This is a genomic window from Azospirillum sp., from assembly GCF_050789165.1.
The window spans coordinates 13,749-31,770 of sequence record NZ_JBOZRT010000088.1 but is presented as its reverse complement, the minus strand read 5'-3'; the positions used below and the strand labels follow the sequence as shown (position 1 = coordinate 31,770).

The window sequence follows — 18,022 nt, the reverse complement described above, 5'->3', positions numbered from 1 at the left end:
TTGAGGACTTACACCCCCTTGGTCTGCCCGCCGTCCACGCGCAGCTTCACGCCGGTGATGTAGCGCGCCCGCTCGCTGGCGAGGAAAGCGACCGCGTCGCCGAACTCCTCGGGCTGGCCGTAGCGGCCGGCGGGGATGGCACCCTTCGCCGACGCCGCGATCTCGTCCTGGGTCTTGCCCAGGCGCTTGGCGTTGGCGGAATCCAGTTCGCCGATGCGCTCGGTCTGGATGCGGCCGGGCAGCACCATGTTCACGGTGATGCCCTTCGACGCCACCTCGTTCGACAGCGTCTTCGACCAGCCGAGGATCGCGGCGCGGATGCCGTTGGACAGGCCGAGGTTGGGGATCGGCTGCTCGATGCCCGACGAGCCGATGGTGATGATGCGGCCCCAGCCGCGCTCCTCCATCGGCGGCAGCAGGCGCTGCGCCAGATGGAACAGGTGGCCGGCCATCATGGCGAACTGCTGCGTCCACTGCTCCAGCGTCGCGTCGCGCGCCATGCCCGGCGGCGGGCCGCCGGAGTTGTTGACCAGGATGTCCACCCCGCCCTCGGCCAGCACGGCGTCGGCCAGCCGGTCCACCGACGCGCGGTCGGCGAGGTCGACCGGCAGCGCGCGGGCGCGCTTGCGCTGCTCGTCCGGCAGGGCGTCGATCCACTCCTGCGTGCGCGCCTCGGTGCGGGCGGCGGCGATGACGGTGGCGCCCTCGGCCAGCAGCGCGCGGGCGGAGGCGGCGCCCAGGCCGCGGCTGGCGCCCAGCACCAGGGCGCGGCGGTTGGCGATTCCCAGATCCATCAGGCGATCTCCTTCAGGCGCTTATCCTGGCGGGCGAGCAGGAGCTCGATGTCGGCGACGTCGGCGGGCGAGAGCTTGCCGCCGGGCTTGCGCAACGCGGCGGACGCGATGGCGCCGCGCTTGGCCAGCACGTACTTGCGCGCCACCAGACCAATGCCCTGCTGCTGCTCGTAACGGGCGTAGGGCAGGTAGGCGTCGAAGAGGTCGTGGGCGCGCTCCACGTCGCCCTTGCCGTAGGCGTCCACCACGCCGGTCATCATCTCCGGGAAGGCGAAGCCGGTCATCGCGCCGTCGGCGCCGCGGCCCATCTCCTCCGGCAGGAACAGGCCGCCGTTGCCGGTCAGGATGCTGACGCGGCGCACCTCGCCCTTGTCCGAGGCGGCGCGCAACGCGCTGATCTTGCCGAGGCCGGGCCAGTCCTCGTGCTTGACCATCACGCAGGTGGGCATGTCCTTGAGGATGCGGTTCAGCACGCCCACCGGGATCTGCACGTTGGTGGTCAGCGGGTAGTCCTGCAGCACGAACGGCGTCTTGCCCAGCGCCTCGGCGACTCCGGCGTAGTAGCCGTAGATCTGGTCGTCGCTGCGCAGGTGCCCGGCCGGGGCGACCATGACGCCGGCGGCGCCGTCGTCCATCACCGCGTCGGCCAGTTCCTTCATCGGCGCGAAGCCGGGGCTGGAGACCCCGACCACCGTGGGGATCCGGCCGTTCACGCGCTTCAGCACGCGGCGCACGAAGGTGCGCGATTCCTCGGCGGTCAGCTTGGGCGCCTCGCCCATGATGCCGAGCACCGTGATTCCGGTGACGCCGCGCTCCAGGTAGAAATCGACCATGCGGTCGGTGCTGGCGAGGTCGAGGTCGCCGCCGTCCGTGAACGGGGTGACCGCTATGATGAAGACGCCTTTGGCGGACTCGTCCAACAACGCCATGTCCCGTCGTCCCTCCTGACTGATTGTTGGGGCCTAGCCAAGCACCATCACGCGTGCCTTGTCCAGGGCCGCCCGGCGCCGCATGGCGCGCATGCGCGGAGCGCGTCCCGGGATGGCCAACCGCTGTGCCCGATAATTGTCACTGTGACAAGCAACGCTTCGCCAAATCTTAACCATCATTGGTTTCCCGCGGTTAACCCAGCGAACGGAGCATCGCGTGCAAACGCACGAGCGAGGCTTCGACCATGACCACCATCCCCACCACCTTCACCATCACCGCCTACGGCCAGGTCGCCAGCGGGCGTTGGCCGCACTTCATCCTGCGGCTCGACGGGCAGAAGATCGGCGAGGCGACGGTCAGTACCTCCGATCCCACCAAGTACGTCTTCACCGCCGACGTCCCGTCCGACAGCGCGCACCTGCTGCAGCTCGAATACGACAACGACGCCACGATCAACGGGCAGGACATGAACCTGTTCGTGAAGTCATTCGAGGTGAACGGCAACGTCTTCAAGTCCACCGACCGCATCGTGACCTACGACAAGGGCGCGCTGGACGGGAAGGACGTGATCTCGGGCCAGGAGGGCATGTACTGGAAGGGCGCGCTCAACGTCGCCCTGCCCGCCTCCGCCTTCCTGCCGCCGCCCCCGCCGCCGGTGGTGGTGCCGCCGTCGATGACCAGCACCATCACCGTCAACGCCTGGGGCGACGCCGCGGGCGGCAAGCAGGCGCACTTCAAGCTGCTGGTGGACGACGTGGTGGTCGGCGAAGGCACGGCCACCGGTTCGCTCGCCGCCTACAGCTTCAAGACCACGCTAAACCCGGACGAGGCGCACAAGGTCCAGGTCTGGTACGACAACGACGGCACCGCCAACGGCCAGGACCGCAACCTCTACGTCCGCTCCATCACCATCGACGGCAAGGAGTTCGCGGCGAACGACTCGCGCGCCTCCTACGACAAGGGCGTGGTGGACGGAAAGTACGTGGTCGCCGGGCAGGAGGGCCTGTACTGGGGCGGCGCCCTGAGCTGGGGCCTGGGCGAGGAGGAATTCGGCGGCCCGATCGTCCGTCCCCCGCCCCCGCCCGAGCCGGCGCCGACCAAGCCGGCGGAGATCGTCGTCAACGCCTGGGGCTCCTCGGCCGGCGGCGTGGCGCCGCACTTCAAGGTGCTGGTGGACGGCGTGCAGATCGGCGAGGGCCGCGCCACCTCGGGCGCCGTCACCCCCTTCACCTTCACGACGGACCTCGACCCGACCGTCGCCCACAAGGTGCAGATCCACTACGACAACGACGGGGTCGCCAACGGCCAGGACCGCAACCTGTTCGTCAAGTCGGTGACGATCAACGGCCATGAGGTCAAGGTCACCGACTCCGGCGTCACCTACGACAAGGGCGCGTTCGACGGCAAGGACGTGGTCGCCGGGCAGGAGGGGCTGTACTGGGGCGGCGCCCTCGGCTTCACCGCGCCGTCGGTCTATTTCGAGAAGCCCATCCTGCCGCCGCCGACCGGCCCGGCCTTCTACGTCGCCGCCAACGGCAAGGACACGTGGTCGGGCAAGCTGTCCGCGCCCAACGCCGACGGCACCGACGGCCCGTTCGCCACGCTGGAGCGCGCCCGCGACGCCATGCGGACCAGCGACATCGACACCACCTACGTCCGCGAGGGCAAGTACAGCCTGACCAAGACGCTGGAGCTGACCTCCCTCGACAACGGCCATTCCTTCAAGAACTACCCGGGCGAGACGCCGACCCTCAGCGGCGGCGAGAAGGTCACCGGCTGGGTGCACGAGGGCAACGGCGTCTATTCCGCCAAGGTGTCGGCCGCCAGCGGCTTCGACGTGATGATCGGCGGCGTGCGCCAGCACCTCGCCGAGAAAGGCGCCTGGGACGCCGCCGACGTCAAGTCCGGCTGGTTCTTCGCCGACGCGGCCTCCAACGGGCCCAGCGCCTCGGCCATCCGCTACCACGCCGGCGACGTCTCGGCCGCCGATCTGGCGCCCGGCACCAAGATCCAGGTCTTCGACGTGGAGCGGCTGACCGACGCCATCGTCGAGGTGGCGCGCATCGACGACGCAACCCGCACCATCACCTTCAAGAACGCCATCCCCTTCGTGCTGCAGGAGGGCGCCACCTACCGCCTGCTCGACAACGCGTCGTTCGTCGATCAGGCCGGGGAGTTCGCCTACCGCGCCTCCGACGGCCGGCTGGTCATCAAGCCGGCGGATTCCGCCGGCTTCGAGGCGGCGGGCGTCACCGTCGGCCGGCTCGGCACCATGATCAAGCTGAACGGCACCACCGGCGTGACGGTGGAGGGGCTGGGCTTCACCGACGGCCGCACCGACTATGCGGCGCTGGAACTGATCTCGGCCAGCGGCAACAGGATCGGCAACAACAGCTTCGAGAACGTCGGCACCGGCATCCTGCTGAAGTCGGCGGGCAACAACCTGATCGGCGGCAACGAGATCGCCCACGTCGCCAACCACGGCATCGAGCTGGTCAACGACAGCAACGCCAACCGCATCTACGCCAACGACATCCAGCACATCGGCGAGGTGCGCAAGCACGTGGCCGGCATCATGGCCACCGGCGCCGACGACAACGTCATCTCCAACAACGACATCGCGCACAGCGCCCGCTACGGCATCTCGTTCAAGAACTACAACGCGACCAACATCAACACCGGCAACATCATCGAGAACAACCACATCACCGACACGGTGCGGGAGACGGCGGACGCCGGCGCCATCGAGATCCTCGGCCGCTCCAGCGTCGATACCGGCATGATCGTCCGCAACAACTGGATCGAGGGGGTGGGCGGCCTCGCCACCAACGCCTCGGACCAGTGGCTGTCGCAGTGGAAGGGCTTCGGTGTCTACCTGGACGACCTGACCGGCGGCGTCACCGTGCGCGACAACTTCCTGAAGCACACCAGCCAGGCCGGCGTGCACATCCATGGCGGCGACAACAATCTGGTGGAGAACAACGTCGCCATCATGACCAGCAACGCCGAGGAGTTCATCCGCATCGGCTGGAACCCGAAGTTCGGCGACCTCGGCACGCCGATCAACAACGTGGTGATCAAGAACATCGTCGCCGGCACCCTGCCGGTGGACGACTACCACGAGCTGCTGACCGCCAACAATCCGGTGATCGACCAGAACCTCGTCTACAACGTGCCGACCTATGGGCAGGCGGACGTGACCGGCAACCCGATGTTCGTGGACGCTTACTACGGCAAGTACATGCTGCAGGCCACCTCTCCGGCCTTCGGCATGGGCATCCACGACCTCGGCTGGTCGGCCATGGGCGAGCACGGCTACACCGCCAGCACGGCCATGCCGACGTTCTGGGACCATTGACCTCCTTTGGTGCCGCGCCGCCGGGCGACGCCCCGGCGGCGCGGCGCTAATTGCTTGACGACCAAAGCATTCGTGTCAACAATCGCCTCCCACGAACGCGCGCACCAGACGCGCCAGGGAGGACCATGACGACCCACGCCGCCCGAACCACGTCCGCACTCCGGCAGACGCCATGATCCGGCTCGCCGCGAATCTGACGATGCTGTTCACCGAGCTGCCGTTCCTCGACCGCTTCCGCGCGGCCGCCGAGGTCGGCTTCCGCGGCGTCGAGTTCCTCTTCCCCTACGACCATGCCCCCGAGGAGGTCGCCCGCGCCCGCAAGTTCGCCGGCGTGCAGGTCGCCCTGTTCAACCTGCCGCCCGGCGACTGGGCGGCGGGGGAGCGCGGCCTCGCCTGCCTGCCCGACCGCGAGACGGACTTCGTGGAATCGGTGGAGCGCGCGCTGATCTACGCCGAGGCGCTGGACTGCCCGACGCTGCACGTCATGGCCGGCATCCCACCCGCAGGGTTGGACCGCGCCGACGCCCTGACCCTCTATGTCGAGCGCCTGCGCCACGCCGCGCACCGCGCCGACGACCATGGCCGCACGGTGGTGATCGAGCCGCTGAACAGCCGCGACATGCCCGGCTACCTGCTCCGCACCTCGGACGAGGCGATGGCGGTGATCGAGCGGGTCGGCGCGCCGAATCTCGGCCTGCAGTTCGACCTCTACCACGCGCAGATCATGGAGGGCGACCTGACCATGCGGATGCGCCGGCTCGGCCCCGCGATCCGCCACGTGCAGATCGCCGGCGTGCCGGACCGGCACGAACCGGACTCGGGCGAGTGCGACCCGCACCACCTGCTGCGCGAACTGGACGCCACCGGCTACGCCGGCTGGGTCGGCTGCGAATACCGGCCGCGGGCCGGAACCTTGGACGGACTGAACTGGGCGCACCGCTATCTCGCGGCGTGAGCGCTCCAGCGACAACGATAAAACGGGAGGTAGACCAATGCACCTGAGGACCATCATCGCCGCCACCGTGTTCGGCTTCGGGCTCGCCGCGGCGCCCGCGTCGGCGGAGGAGCTGAAGGCCGGCTACTCGCTGCCGCCGACCTCGCACTACGGCGTCGGCGTCACGGCGATGAACGAGGAACTGACCCGGCTGTCCAACGGCAAGTGGACCATCAAGCAGTTCCCGGCCAACGCGCTGGGCGGCGAGCGCGAGATGGTCGAGGGCGCGCAGATCGGCACGGTCGACATCGTCGCCACCTCGACCGGCCCGGTCGGCAACTTCGTGCCCGACACGCTGGTCACCGACATCCCCTTCCTGTTCAAGGACTACAAGCACGCGCACGCGGTGCTGGACGGGCCGATCGGCCAGAAGATCCTCGACCAGTTCCCCAAGCACGGCCTGATCGCGCTGGCCTGGGGCGAGAACGGCTTCCGCAACCTGACCAACTCCAAGAAGCCGGTGAAGACGCCGGAGGACGCCAAGGGCCTGAAGATCCGCACCATGGAGAACCAGGTGCACATGACGGCCTTCAAGACGCTGGGCGTGCTCCCCACCCCGATGGCCTTCCCGGAGCTGTTCACCGCCATGCAGCAGGGCACCGTGGACGGCCAGGAGAACCCCATCGGCGTGATCCTCGGCGCCAAGTTCTCCCAGGTGCAGAAATACCTGACGGTGAGCCAGCACGTGTACTCCCCGGCGCTGATCATCCTGTCGCCGAACGTGTGGAACAAGCTCTCCGACCAGGAGAAGGGCTGGTTCAAGCAGGCCGCGCTCACCGGCGCCAAGGCCATGCGCCAGAAGGCCGAGGACGACGCCGCCAGCGGCATCGAGGAGCTGAGGAAGCAGGGCATGGAAGTGACCACCGGCGTCGACGCCGCCGCCTTCCAGGCCGCGCTGAAGCCGGCGTACGACGAGTACGCCAAGAAGTTCGGCCAGGCGAAGATCGACGAGATCAGGAACTACAAGTACTGACCGCCTATGCCCCCTCCCCATCCCTCCCCCGCTCCGCGGGAGAGGGGGCTCCGCCGCCATGCCCTCCACCGCGCAGCGGGGGAGGGTCAGGGAGGGGGCATCGCTCTTAGGAGTCCCCATGCTCGCGGCCCTGTCGGCGTTCGAGAGGTTCCTGATGCGCTGGACCATGCGGGCCGCAATGGCGCTGCTGGTGCTGGCCTGCATCGTGTCGTTCTATCAGGTCATCACCCGCTTCGTGTTCGAGGAGCCCTCCACCTGGTCGGAGGTGACCGCCCGCTCCATCGACATCTGGATGGTCTACCTGGGCGTCGCCGTCGCCTTCCGGCAGGGCGCGCTGATCACCGTCGAGTTCGTGCACGCCCGCACCCGCGGCAGCACGCGCATCGCGCTGGTGGCGGCGATCACCGGCCTGTCGCTGGGGGTGCTGGCGGTGATCGCCTGGGCCGGCTGGCAGATGGTCGGCCGGGCGCAGTTCCAGATGCTGGCCGGCGTCGACAACCCGTTCACCGGCGAGGGCATCTCCATCGCCTGGGTCTACGCCGCCATCCCGGTGGGAGCGGTGCTGTCCATGGTCGGCCTCCTCGCCCGCGCGGCGGAGGAGATCGCCGCCGTCCGCCGGCACGAGCCGGTGTCCACCGCCCCCCAGGAAGTGTACGAGGTGTGACGCCATGACCAGCTTCATGCTCATCGTCATGGTGGCGCTGTTCGCGCTGAGCGTGCCGATCGCGGTCGCCATCGCGGCGGCGGCCATCGGCGGCATCTCGTTCTTCACCACCATGCCTTTGATCGTCGTCGCGCAGAAGCTGATGACGAGCATCGACAGCTTCCCGCTGATGGCGGTGCCGTTCTTCATCCTGGCCGGCAACCTGATGGAGGCCGGCGGCATCTCCGCCCGGCTGGTGGAGTTCGCCAAGTCGGTGGTCGGCAACATCCAGGGCGGGCTCGCCTGCTCCTGCGTGCTGACCTGCATGATCTTCGCGTCGGTGTCGGGGTCGAGCGTGGCGACCACCTTCGCCATCGGCGCCATCATCATCCCGGCGATGATCGCGCACGGCTACCCCAAAGACTTCGCCGCGGCGCTGCAGGCCACCTCGGCGGAGCTGGGCGTCATCATCCCGCCGTCGATCCCGATGATCCTCTACGGCGTGTCGGCCGAGGTCTCCATCGGCGAGATGTTCATCGCCGGCATCGGGCCGGGGCTGCTGATCGGCGGCGCGCTGACGGTGTTCACCTACGTCACCTGCAAGATCAACGGCTGGGGCAAACGGGACCGCGAGGGCCGCATGGGCTTCGTCAAGGCGACGGAGCGCGCGGCGCTGGCGCTGCTGATGCCCTTCATCATCATCGGCGGCATCTACCGCGGCGTGTTCACGCCCACCGAGGCGTCGGTGGTGGCGGTGGTCTACGCCTTCATCGTCGGCATGTTCGTCTACCGCGCGGTGACCTGGGCCGATCTGGCGCCGATCCTGCGCAAGTCGGTGCTGTCGTCGGCGGTGATCATGTTCATCATCGCGGCGGCCGGGCTGTTCAGCTTCCTGATCACCCGGGCCGGCGTTCCGGCGGCCATCGGCGCCTGGATCTCCGAGACGTTCGGCAGCGCCGGCAGCTACCTGCTGGCGGTCAACCTGTTCCTGTTCGTGGTGGGGATGTTCGTCGAGACCTCCGCCTCGATCATCGTGCTGGCGCCGATCCTGGCGCCGGTCGCGGTGCATTTCGGCGTCGACCCGGTGCATTTCGGCCTGATCATGGTGGTCAACCTCGCCATGGGCATGATCACGCCGCCCTTCGGCGTGAACCTGTTCGCCGCCTGCCAGGTCGCCGGCCTGAGCCTGGAGCAGATCATCCGCCGGCTGGTGCCGTTCGTCATCGTGGTCTTCGCCTGCCTGATGGTCATCACCTACGTGCCCGCGGTGACGCTGTTCTTCCGCGGGCTGGTGTACTGAGGACATTCGCCACTTTCTCGGCCGTCATCCCCGCGAAGGCGGGGATCCAGGCTTCGCGACGAAGCGACGCACCGGGAAGGAATGGATCCCCGCCTTCGCGGGGATGACGGTCAAAGAAGGAACATGAAAACGGCCATGACCAAGATCGAAACCAAGCTCCTGATCGGCGGCGCGTTCGTCGATGCGCTGGGCGGCGGGACGATCCCCTGCGTCGATCCCTCCACCGGCGAGACCTTCGCCGCCATCCCGCGCGGCACGGCGGCGGACATCGACCGCGCCGTGGCCGCCGCCCGCGACGCGCTGGACGGCGATTGGGGCAAGCTCACCGCCGCCGAGCGCGGGCGGCTGATGTTCCGGCTCTCCGCCCTCATCCTCCGGGACGCCGACGCCCTGGCCGAGTTGGAAAGCCGCGACGTCGGCAAGCCGTTCGCCCAGGCGAAGGCGGACGTGACGGCCTGCGCCCGCTACTTCGAGTTCTACGGCGGGGCCGCCGACAAGGTGCACGGCGACACCATCCCGTACCAGAACGGCTACACGGTGCTGACCCTGCGCGAGCCGCACGGCGTCACGGCGCACATCATCCCGTGGAACTACCCGCTGCAGATCATCGGCCGCAGCGTCGGCGCCGCGCTCGCCATGGGCAACGCCTGCGTGGTGAAGCCGGGCGAGGACGCCTCGCTGACCACGCTGCACCTCAGCCGGCTGGCCCACGAGGCAGGCTTCCCGGCGGGATCGCTGAACGTCGTCACCGGCTACGGCGAGGAGGCCGGCGCGGCGCTGTCCGGCCACCCCGGCATCAACCACGTCTCCTTCACCGGCAGCCAGGAGGTCGGCGTGCTGGTGCAGCAGGCCGCCGCGCGCAACATCGTGCCGGTCACGCTGGAGCTGGGCGGCAAGTCGCCCCAGGTGGTGTTCGCCGACGCCGACCTGGAACAGGCGCTGACCTTCGTGGTGCGGGCCTCGGTGCAGAACGCCGGGCAAACCTGCTCGGCCGGCAGCCGCGTGCTGATCGAGCGGCCGATCTACGAGCGCTTCGCCGCCATGATCGCCGACCGCTTCAGGCAGCTGAAGGTCGGCCCGGCGCTGGAAGACCACGACGTCGGCCCGCTGATCAACGCGCAGCAGCGCGACCGCGTCGCCGGCATGGTCGCGGCGGCGCGGGCGAACGGCTTCCCGGTGCTGGCCGAGGGCAGCATCGTCGATGGCGCGCCCAAGGGCGGCTTCTACGTCGCGCCGGTGCTGTTCGGCGACGTGGCGCCCGGCTGCGCGATCGAGCAGCAGGAGGTCTTCGGCCCCGCCCTCGCCCTCATTCCCTTCGACGGGGAGGAGGAGGCGGTCCGCATCGCCAACGGCACGCCCTTCGGCCTCGTGGCCGGCGTGTGGACGCGCGACGGCGGCCGGCAGTTGCGCATGGCGCGGCGCCTGCACGCCGGGCAGGTGTTCATCAACAACTACGGCGCCGGCGGCGGCGTCGAGCTGCCGTTCGGCGGCGTGAAGAAGAGCGGCTTCAACCGCGAAAAGGGCTTCGAGGCGCTGTACGGCTTCTCGGCCGTGAAGACCGTCGCCATCAAGCACGACTAAAAGCGCGGCCCCCTCCCCATCCCTCCCCCGCTTCGCGGGAGAGGGGGCTTTGATCCCCTCCACCGCGCAGCGGGGGAGGGCTAGGGAGGGGGCAAAAGGGACCAACGGGAGAGACACATGCGCCTACAAGACAAGGTCGCCATCGTCACCGGCGGCGGTTCGGGCTTCGGCGAAGGTATGGCCAAGCTGTTCGCGGCGGAGGGCGCCAAGGTCGTCGTCGCCGACATCAACGAGGAGGCGGCCAAGCGCGTCGCCGCCGAGACCGGCCACGGCGCCATCGCGGTGAAGGCCGACGTGTCGGTGAACGCCGACGTGAAGGCGATGGTGGAGGCGGCGGTGAGCGCCTTCGGCCGGCTCGACGTCATGGTCAACAACGCCGGCTACACGCACCGCAACGGCCCGATGCTGGAGGTGGACGAGGCCACCTTCGACCGCGTCTACGCGGTCAACGTGAAGTCCATCTACCTCGCCGCGCAGCACGCCGTGCCGGTGTTCCGTCGCCAGGGCGGCGGCATGATCCTCAACATCGCCTCCACCGCCGGCGTGCGGCCGCGGCCGGGGCTGACGTGGTACAACGGCTCCAAGGGCGCGGCGATCACGCTGACCAAGTCGATGGCGGTCGAGCTGGCGCCGGAGAAGATCCGCGTCTGCGCCATCAACCCGGTGGCCGGCGAGACCGGCATGCTGCACCTGTTCATGGGCGAGGACACGCCGGAGAAGCGCGCGCAGTTCCGCGCCTCGGTGCCGCTGGGCCGCCTGTCGCAGCCCAGGGACATCGCCAACGCCGCGCTGTTCCTGTGCTCCGACGAGGCGGAATTCCTGACCGGCGTGTGCATGGAGGTGGACGGCGGTCGCTGTATCTAGGCGACCACCGGCTCGACCGCCCGCGCGACCCGCAGCAGGTTCCGGTCATGTCCGCGCTTGCCGACCAGCATCAGGCCGGCGGGCAGGCCGCCGGTGGCCATCGGCAGCGACACCGCCGGGCGGTCGAGGAAGTTCCACAGCGACGGGTTGCGCAGCACCAGCATGTTGATGCGCGCGTACGCCGCGTCGTCCTCCAGCTCGGTGAAGCGCGGCGGCACCACCGGAACGGTCGGCATCGCCAGCGCGTCGAAGGCGCGGGTCGCCGCCTCCGCCTCGGCCATCAGCGCGGTCCGCAGGCGGGTCAGCTCGATGTAGTCGGCCGCGCTCTGCTCCTGCCCGCGCAGGATGCGCACGCTCACCCGCGGGTCGTAGCGGTCGCCGGCGCGCGCCAGCAGCTCGCGGTGCCACGCGTAGGCCTCGGGCGAGGCGAAGCCGCCCTTGGCGTTGGCCTTGGGGATGGCGGCCAGCGTCGGCAGCTCGATCTCCGCCACCCGCGCGCCGGCCATCGACAACGCCTCCAACGCCCGTTCGAAGGCGGCGGAGACGGTGTCGTCCATGCCGTCCAACACCACGGTGGTCGGCACGGCGATGCGCAGCCCGGCGAGCTCCAGCGCCTCCGGCACCACCGGCGCGGCGCCGGCCATCACCGCGTCCATGATCGCGCAGCACGCGACCGAGCGCGCCAGCGGCCCGACCGTGTCCAGCGTCCAGGACAACGGCAGCGCGCCGTCGCGCGGCACCCGGGCCTGCGTCGGCTTGAGCCCGACCAGCCCGCAGAAGGCGGAGGGGATGCGCACCGAGCCGCCGGTGTCGCTGCCCACCGCCGCCACCGCCATGCCGTCCGCCACCGACACCGCCGCCCCCGACGACGAGCCGCCGGGGATGCGCGCGCGGTCGAACGGGTTGCCCGGCGTGCCGTAGTGCGGGTTGACGCCGAGGCCGGAGAAAGCGAATTCCGTCATGTTGGTGCGCCCGACGATCACCGCCCCAGCCGCGCGCAGGCGGGCGACGGCCGGCGCGTCCCTGGCGGCGGGCGGCGCGTCCTTCAGCACCAGGGAGCCGGCGGGCGTCGGCTGCCCGGCCACGTCGAACAGGTCCTTCACCGACACCGGGATCCCCGCCAGCGGTGACGGCACGACGCCGGCCGCGCGCAGCAGGTCGCTGGCCTGCGCCGCCTTCAGCGCGCCCTCATGGTCGACGTGCGTGAACGTCCGCGCGCCCTCCCCGCCCGGATCGGCGATGCGGGCCAGCGCGCGCCCGGTCAGTTCGACGCTGGTGGTGCTGCCGGCCGCCAGTTCGGCCGCCAGGGACAGGATGGTGGACATGCGGAGACCTCCGGAGGTGGGTCCTCCCGTATAACGCCGGGGCGGCGGCGAGGCCAGGGCCTACTCCGCCGCCCCCGCGCCCTGCCACGCGCCCAGCCGGTCCGACGCGCCGTTGCCGCTCGGCTTCCGGCCGGAGACCGGGCCCTGGTAACGGTCGCCGTTGGCGAAGGACAGTTCGCCAACGCCGGCCGGGCTGTTGGCGCGCACCTCGCCGGCGTAGCCGTCCCCGTTGGCGTAGCGGAACACGCCCAGCCCCTCCGGCTGCCCAGCACGGAAGCCGCCAGCGTAGCGGTCGCCGGTGCGGAAGGCCATGACCCCGGCGCCGGCCATCTCGTCGTTGCGCCACTCGCCCTCATAGAGTTGGCCGTCGGCGAAGTGGTAGACGCCGTAGCCATGCCGCATGCCGCCGGACGGAGAGATCATCCACTCGCCCTCGTAGACGTCGCCGTTGGTGAAGCGGTGCACCCAGGCGGTCGCCGTGCCCCTGCGCGCCGTTTCCGCCGCCGTGCGGGCGCGCTCTTGCGCCTCGGTGCCCCGCTGCGCCATGGCGCGGGCGCGATTGGCGGCGCTCTCGCCTCCGGAGACGCTCTCGCGCGCCGCCCGCGGCGGTTCCTGCTCGGAGGAGCCGCCGGGCGACGGCGGCGGAGCGGAGGTGCCCGACAGGATGCGCTCCTCACCCTCGCCGATGCCCAGCGTGCCGGCGCTGACGTAGCCCTCCTGGCCGAAGCGGTCGCGCACCTTGACCCAATTGCCGTCCGCCACCGGCTCGACCACCGTCAGCAGCATGCCGGCCGGCAGCTGGCGCACCCCGCGCGCGCCGAGCACCGGTCGGTCGAACAGCGTGGCGTCGCGCAGCACGCGGCGCACGCCGGTATCGGCTGCCACGGGCGCCGGAGAAGCCGGCGGTGGGCCGGGGCGCTTGAGATAGTCGTTGGAAACGAAGCCCTGCTGGCCATCGACGGTCACGCGCGTCCAGCTTCCCTGGCGCACGCGCCCGGTGGCGGTGACCGTGGTGTCGCGCGCCAGCCGGCGCAGCACCGCCGCCTTGCTGTCGGGCGTCTGACGCAGGTTCACGTCGCGGGTGGTGACGAACGAGCCGTCTAGCGGCTCGACCTTCGGCTCCGGCGGCGGCTCGGGCAGCAGCGCGACCGTGGGGCCGAGGCGATCCTGCATCCAGGGCTTCTGCGCGCCGCCGGTGCGGGCGGCGACGCTGCGCTGAACCTCCGTCAGCGCGCCGCGCAGGTCGGCGCCCGGCTTGACCAGTTCCTCCGCCAGCGCCGCGGCGAAAGGGCCGGGTCCACTGCCGCGGGCGGGAACCGGCGGAGTATCGGGCTGGTGGGCGTAGGCGATCAGCAGGGTGTCCGCCGGCCCCGGCGGGCCGGGCACCGGTCGCACCGTCTTCAGCGCCTCGGCAACCGGGTTCGGCACCACGGGGTCGAGCAGCAGCACGCCGCGCTTCGGCGCCTGCATCTGCTGGAGCACCTGATCGAGGTCGAGGGTGTCGATCACCACGTCGCCCTCCGCCTCCAGCTTGGCGTCCACCGGCACCAGGAAGTTCCGCCCGCCCACCGCCAGCGCGAGACCGGAATAGTAGATCACCCCCAGTTCCGCCCCGCGCGCCCGTGTCGCGAAGTGGCTGAGCGCGGCGACGAGGCCGCGATGCTCCCGGTTGTTGGCGACCGTCACGTCGAAGCCGGTCTGCCGCAACGCCTCCGCCACAGCGGCAGCGTTGGCCGCCGCGGCCGGCACGGCGCCGCCGCGCTCGTACCGCGCGTTGCCGATGACCAGCGCCACTCGCTTCTCGGCCGCCAGTGCCGGACCGCCGGCAAGCAGGACGACGCACAACACCAGATGAACAAGGATCCGCGTCACCGCAACCTCCACAGCTTCGGCGTGACGTTAACATTGCACGCGCGCCATCGGTGTCTTGGCGAAGCGCAGATGTACTTTCGAAGCGTGGAGGTGTGCCCTGGGAAACACAGGAATCCTTCCGGCCTGTGCTTCGGGATTACCGATTTCGCGCCACCGGATCACGAGAGAAAAGGGTGCAGGATGTGAGCCGGCTCACAGCGGCCGAGGCGGCGTCGCCGCAGGGTGGCGCTCCCCATCGGCACGGAGACCGCGGACCATGCGCACGCTTTCCCTCGCCCTGCTCGCCCTGCCCCTGCTGGCCATGCCTCTGGCGGCCAAGCCGGCGGCGGCGGAGAACCTCGCCTGCCAGACCGTCAACGGCCACACCACCTGCGTCGAAGGCTCCGGCTCGCTGTCCTGCCAGACGGTCAACGGCCGCACCACCTGCAGCCATTCGCCGAACCAGCGCGTCGTCTGCGACACGCGCAAGGGGCAGAACGCCTGCCCCAGCATGCCGGCGCTGAACGACGACGTCGTGGTGGACACCAGCAACGGCCGGGTCCGTGTGCGGACCGGCGGCGTCACGGTGGATCTGGACGACGACGAGTAATGGCCCTCCCTCAGCCCCGCTGGGGGAGGGCTTTGCACGTTACGGATCCCTTGCCACCCGGAAGCCGTCCGCCACGTAGCGCACGTCGGCGTCGTAGCCCAGGCGCGCGGTGACGGTGATCGATTCCAGCTCGTCGCGCCAGGAGCCGCCACGCAGCACGCGCTTCTTGCACTCCCCGGACGTCCACGCCGCGCCGTCGGCCGGCGCGCCCTTGTAGCTGGCGTTCCAGCAATCGGCCACCCACTCGGCGACGCCACCCTGCATGTCGTGCACGCCGAAGGCGTTCGGCTTGAAGCTGCCGACCGAAGCCGGCCGCAACCGGTCGAAGGTGCCGCCGCAGTCGCGGCAGTTGGCGTTGCCCACCCCACCGGTATCGCCCCAAGCGTAGTGTGACGTGGAACCGGCGCGCGCCGCGTACTCCCACTCCGCCTCGCTGGGCAGGCGGTAGCGCTGACCGGTCTTCTTGCTGAGCCACGCCACGTAGGCTTGCGCGTCGCCCCAGTGGATGTTGTGCACCGGCGTGTCGTCGGTGGCGTTCGCCATGCGCGGCATCTCGGAGCAGCCGCCGGCCTCGACGCAGGCCCGCCACTCCGCCACCGTCACCTCGAAGGTGCCCAGCGCGAAAGGCTTGACCGTCACCCGATGCGCCGGGCGCTGCGAGGTATCGCCCTTGTCGGAGCCCATGAGGAAGCCGCCGGCGGGTATGTGCACCATCTTCGGGCACTCCGCGCAGTCCTGGAAGGCGTTGGGCGTCTCGGCGCGCGGCTGCGGGTTGGGCGGGGCGGCGAGCGCGAGGCGCTGGCGGTCCTCCCGGCCGGCCGGGCGCAGCGTCGGGCCGGAGAGGAAGCCCTGCACGCCGTCCTCCATGGCGACGCGGTACCAGTCGGCGTCCTGCACGCGGCCGACCACCCGCACGGTGGCGCCGCGGCCGACGTTGCCGACCACGTCGGAACGGTTGTCCGGCCCGGCGCGCAGGCTGGCGTCGGCGACGGCGACGTACATGCCGTCGGCCGAGGTCTCCACCTTCAGCTCCGCGGGTTTCGGTTGCGCCGGCGGCGGCTGGGAGGAAGGAGGCTGGGCGGCGGCGAGGCTGGTGACTCCGCCCTCGCCCTCCGCCACCAGCGACGCCAGCCGCTCGCGCGCCAGGGCGGCGTGCGGGCCTTCGGCGAACAAGCGCAGGAAGCCCTCCACCTCGCCGGCCGAACGGCTGTCGCGGACGCGGCGCCACAGCGCCTCCTCCACGTCGACGTCGGGCGGCGCGGCGCCGGGCGGATCCACTTCCAGGACGACGCTCTGCATGGTGCGGCCGCCGCGACCGTCGTCCGCCTGGATGGCGAACGCGCCGGCGCGGCCGGTGGCGCCGCGCTCCGGCTCGAAGGTCAGGCCGGCCAGCTGCTCGGGGCTCAGGCGGTCGCCCGGCTTCAGCGTGCGGACGCCGTCCTTTACCGCGCCGCGCTCCGGCACGGCGGAGACGGTGAGGGTCAGCGGATCGCCGTCGGGATCGACCGGCGGCTCCATGCGCAGCGCCGTGGCGGCGGCGTGCACGGTGCGCTCGGCCGCCGCGATGGGCGCGCGGTTGCTCGGCTTGATGGTCACCGGGACCCGGCCGCGCGCCACCCCGCCGCGGCCGTCCATCACCGCGAAGTCGAAGCTGCCGGCATCGCCGACGTGCGAGGCGTCGGGCTTGAAGGTCACGGCGGCGAGCTGGTCCACCGTCAGGTAGTCGCCGATCAGCACCACGCGGTCGCCGATGCGCGCCGCGCCGCCGCGCGGCAGCCCGGTGACCTGGGCGAACAGCTGGTCGCCGTCCGGATCGGTCGGGCGGGCGATGTGCATCGGCTCCGCCCCGGCGCGATCGGAGAGCTCCAGGGGCTTCAGGGCGCCCAGCTCCGGCGGGCGGTTCTCCGGCTGCGGGTTGAAGTAGAAGGGCGTGGCGCCGAGCGAGCCGTAGATGTACGGCTCCTGGCGGCCCTGCGTCGTCTGCATGACGCTGTCGCGCACCCGGCGGAAGAACAGGCTCAGCTCCAGCCCCGGCACCTCCAGGTTCTTCAGCAGCGCCTCGGTGTAGGGGCTGTGCTCGCCCGCGCCGTCCTCGGCCACCGCGTCGGCGCGGGTGGCGAGCGCCACCAGGGTGTCGCTGGGCGTATCGTCGATGCGGGCGAAGCCGGCGTGCGCCTCGACCCGGCCGGGGGTGGAGCGGGCCAGACGCTCGACGAACGGGTTGTTGCGGCAGGCATCGATGATCAGGATGCCGAGCTTGCGCGCCTGCGACACCTCGCCGAGCGGCAGGTTGAGCGGCAGCGCCTCGTAGACCAGGTCGCGCTCGCGCGCCAGCTTGGCGTCGGCCGGGATCAGGTAGTTGGTGCCGCCCACCTGCATGCCGTGCCCGGCGAAGTAGATCAGCGCCACCTCGGCCTTCTGCGCGCGCACGCCGAAGTCACGCAGCGCCTCGGCCAGCCCGCGGTTGGGCAGGTCGTTGCGCTCCTCCACCGCGAAGCCCAGCTTGCGCAGCGCCCCGGCGAAGGCGCGGGAATCGTTGCGGGCGTTGGGCAGCTCCGGCGCCTGGGCGTAGGTGCCGATGCCGATGACCAGCGCGATGCGCTGCGGGTCCTCGGCACGGGCGGGGGCATGGGCGGCGCCCATGCCCAGCAGCATCAGCAGGAAGATCCGTAGGAAACGCATACCGCCGGCCACTCCAAACGAAACCCACAACGCGAAACCCACACTTGGGGATTACCGAATTGTCGTGGGAAGCGGCCTGCGGGCAAGGCGGCAGCCGGGCTACCGCCAACAGGGGGG

The 18,022-nt window shown here is 70.6% G+C and carries 13 protein-coding genes; 8 read left to right on the top strand and 5 right to left on the bottom strand.

Going from position 1 to position 18,022, the window contains the following annotated elements; all coding sequences use genetic code 11:
- Positions 1-8 precede the first annotated feature (8 nt).
- Positions 9-794, bottom strand: coding sequence for an SDR family oxidoreductase (locus ACRWK7_RS19145; RefSeq protein ID WP_431857885.1), 786 nt, complete (start codon positions 792-794; stop codon positions 9-11).
- Complete coding sequence (locus ACRWK7_RS19140) at positions 794-1,723, bottom strand: dihydrodipicolinate synthase family protein (protein ID WP_431857884.1); 930 nt, start codon at positions 1,721-1,723, stop codon at positions 794-796. Before ACRWK7_RS19140 ends, ACRWK7_RS19145 begins: the two co-directional genes overlap by 1 nt.
- A gap of 245 nt (positions 1,724-1,968) precedes the next feature.
- Here ACRWK7_RS19140 and ACRWK7_RS19135 point away from each other — a divergent pair, with 245 nt between their 5' ends.
- From ACRWK7_RS19135 to ACRWK7_RS19105, 7 genes are all read left to right on the top strand, one after another.
- Complete coding sequence (locus ACRWK7_RS19135; RefSeq protein WP_431857883.1) at positions 1,969-5,082, top strand: carbohydrate-binding domain-containing protein; 3,114 nt, start codon at positions 1,969-1,971, stop codon at positions 5,080-5,082.
- A 172-nt stretch (positions 5,083-5,254) separates the two neighbouring features.
- The gene (gene otnI, locus ACRWK7_RS19130) at positions 5,255-6,037 is read left to right on the top strand and encodes a 2-oxo-tetronate isomerase (protein ID WP_431857882.1); all 783 of its coding nucleotides are present in this window, start codon (positions 5,255-5,257) and stop codon (positions 6,035-6,037) included.
- Positions 6,038-6,074: 37 nt separating this feature from the next.
- Positions 6,075-7,049: a TRAP transporter substrate-binding protein gene (locus tag ACRWK7_RS19125; RefSeq protein WP_431857881.1), complete on the top strand. Its 975-nt coding sequence runs from the start codon at positions 6,075-6,077 to the stop codon at positions 7,047-7,049.
- A 118-nt stretch (positions 7,050-7,167) separates the two neighbouring features.
- Complete coding sequence (locus ACRWK7_RS19120; protein ID WP_431857880.1) at positions 7,168-7,713, top strand: TRAP transporter small permease; 546 nt, start codon at positions 7,168-7,170, stop codon at positions 7,711-7,713.
- 4 nt (positions 7,714-7,717) lie between these two features.
- A complete protein-coding gene (locus tag ACRWK7_RS19115; RefSeq protein ID WP_431857879.1) occupies positions 7,718-8,992 on the top strand; it encodes a TRAP transporter large permease in 1,275 nt (424 codons plus the stop codon).
- Between the two features lie 135 nt (positions 8,993-9,127).
- A complete protein-coding gene (locus tag ACRWK7_RS19110; RefSeq protein ID WP_431857878.1) occupies positions 9,128-10,573 on the top strand; it encodes an aldehyde dehydrogenase family protein in 1,446 nt (481 codons plus the stop codon).
- A 117-nt stretch (positions 10,574-10,690) separates the two neighbouring features.
- On the top strand, positions 10,691-11,437 hold the full coding sequence (locus ACRWK7_RS19105; protein WP_431857877.1) for an SDR family oxidoreductase: 747 nt from the start codon (positions 10,691-10,693) through the stop codon (positions 11,435-11,437).
- Here ACRWK7_RS19105 and ACRWK7_RS19100 read toward each other — a convergent pair.
- Positions 11,434-12,762 carry an amidase gene (locus ACRWK7_RS19100; RefSeq protein WP_431857876.1) on the bottom strand — a complete coding sequence of 443 codons (1,329 nt, stop codon included), beginning with the start codon at positions 12,760-12,762 and terminating at the stop codon, positions 11,434-11,436. The two genes, ACRWK7_RS19105 and ACRWK7_RS19100, sit on opposite strands and share 4 nt — an antisense overlap.
- 60 nt (positions 12,763-12,822) lie before the next feature.
- Complete coding sequence (locus tag ACRWK7_RS19095; RefSeq protein ID WP_431857875.1) at positions 12,823-14,634, bottom strand: SH3 domain-containing protein; 1,812 nt, start codon at positions 14,632-14,634, stop codon at positions 12,823-12,825.
- Positions 14,635-14,890: 256 nt separating this feature from the next.
- On the opposite strand from ACRWK7_RS19095, the gene ACRWK7_RS19090 reads away from it, so the two are divergent.
- Positions 14,891-15,223 carry a hypothetical protein gene (locus ACRWK7_RS19090; protein ID WP_431857874.1) on the top strand — a complete coding sequence of 111 codons (333 nt, stop codon included), beginning with the start codon at positions 14,891-14,893 and terminating at the stop codon, positions 15,221-15,223.
- A 39-nt stretch (positions 15,224-15,262) separates the two neighbouring features.
- On the opposite strand, the gene ACRWK7_RS19085 is transcribed toward ACRWK7_RS19090, so the two are convergent.
- A complete protein-coding gene (locus tag ACRWK7_RS19085) occupies positions 15,263-17,905 on the bottom strand; it encodes an SUMF1/EgtB/PvdO family nonheme iron enzyme (protein ID WP_431857873.1) in 2,643 nt (880 codons plus the stop codon).
- Positions 17,906-18,022 lie beyond the last annotated feature (117 nt).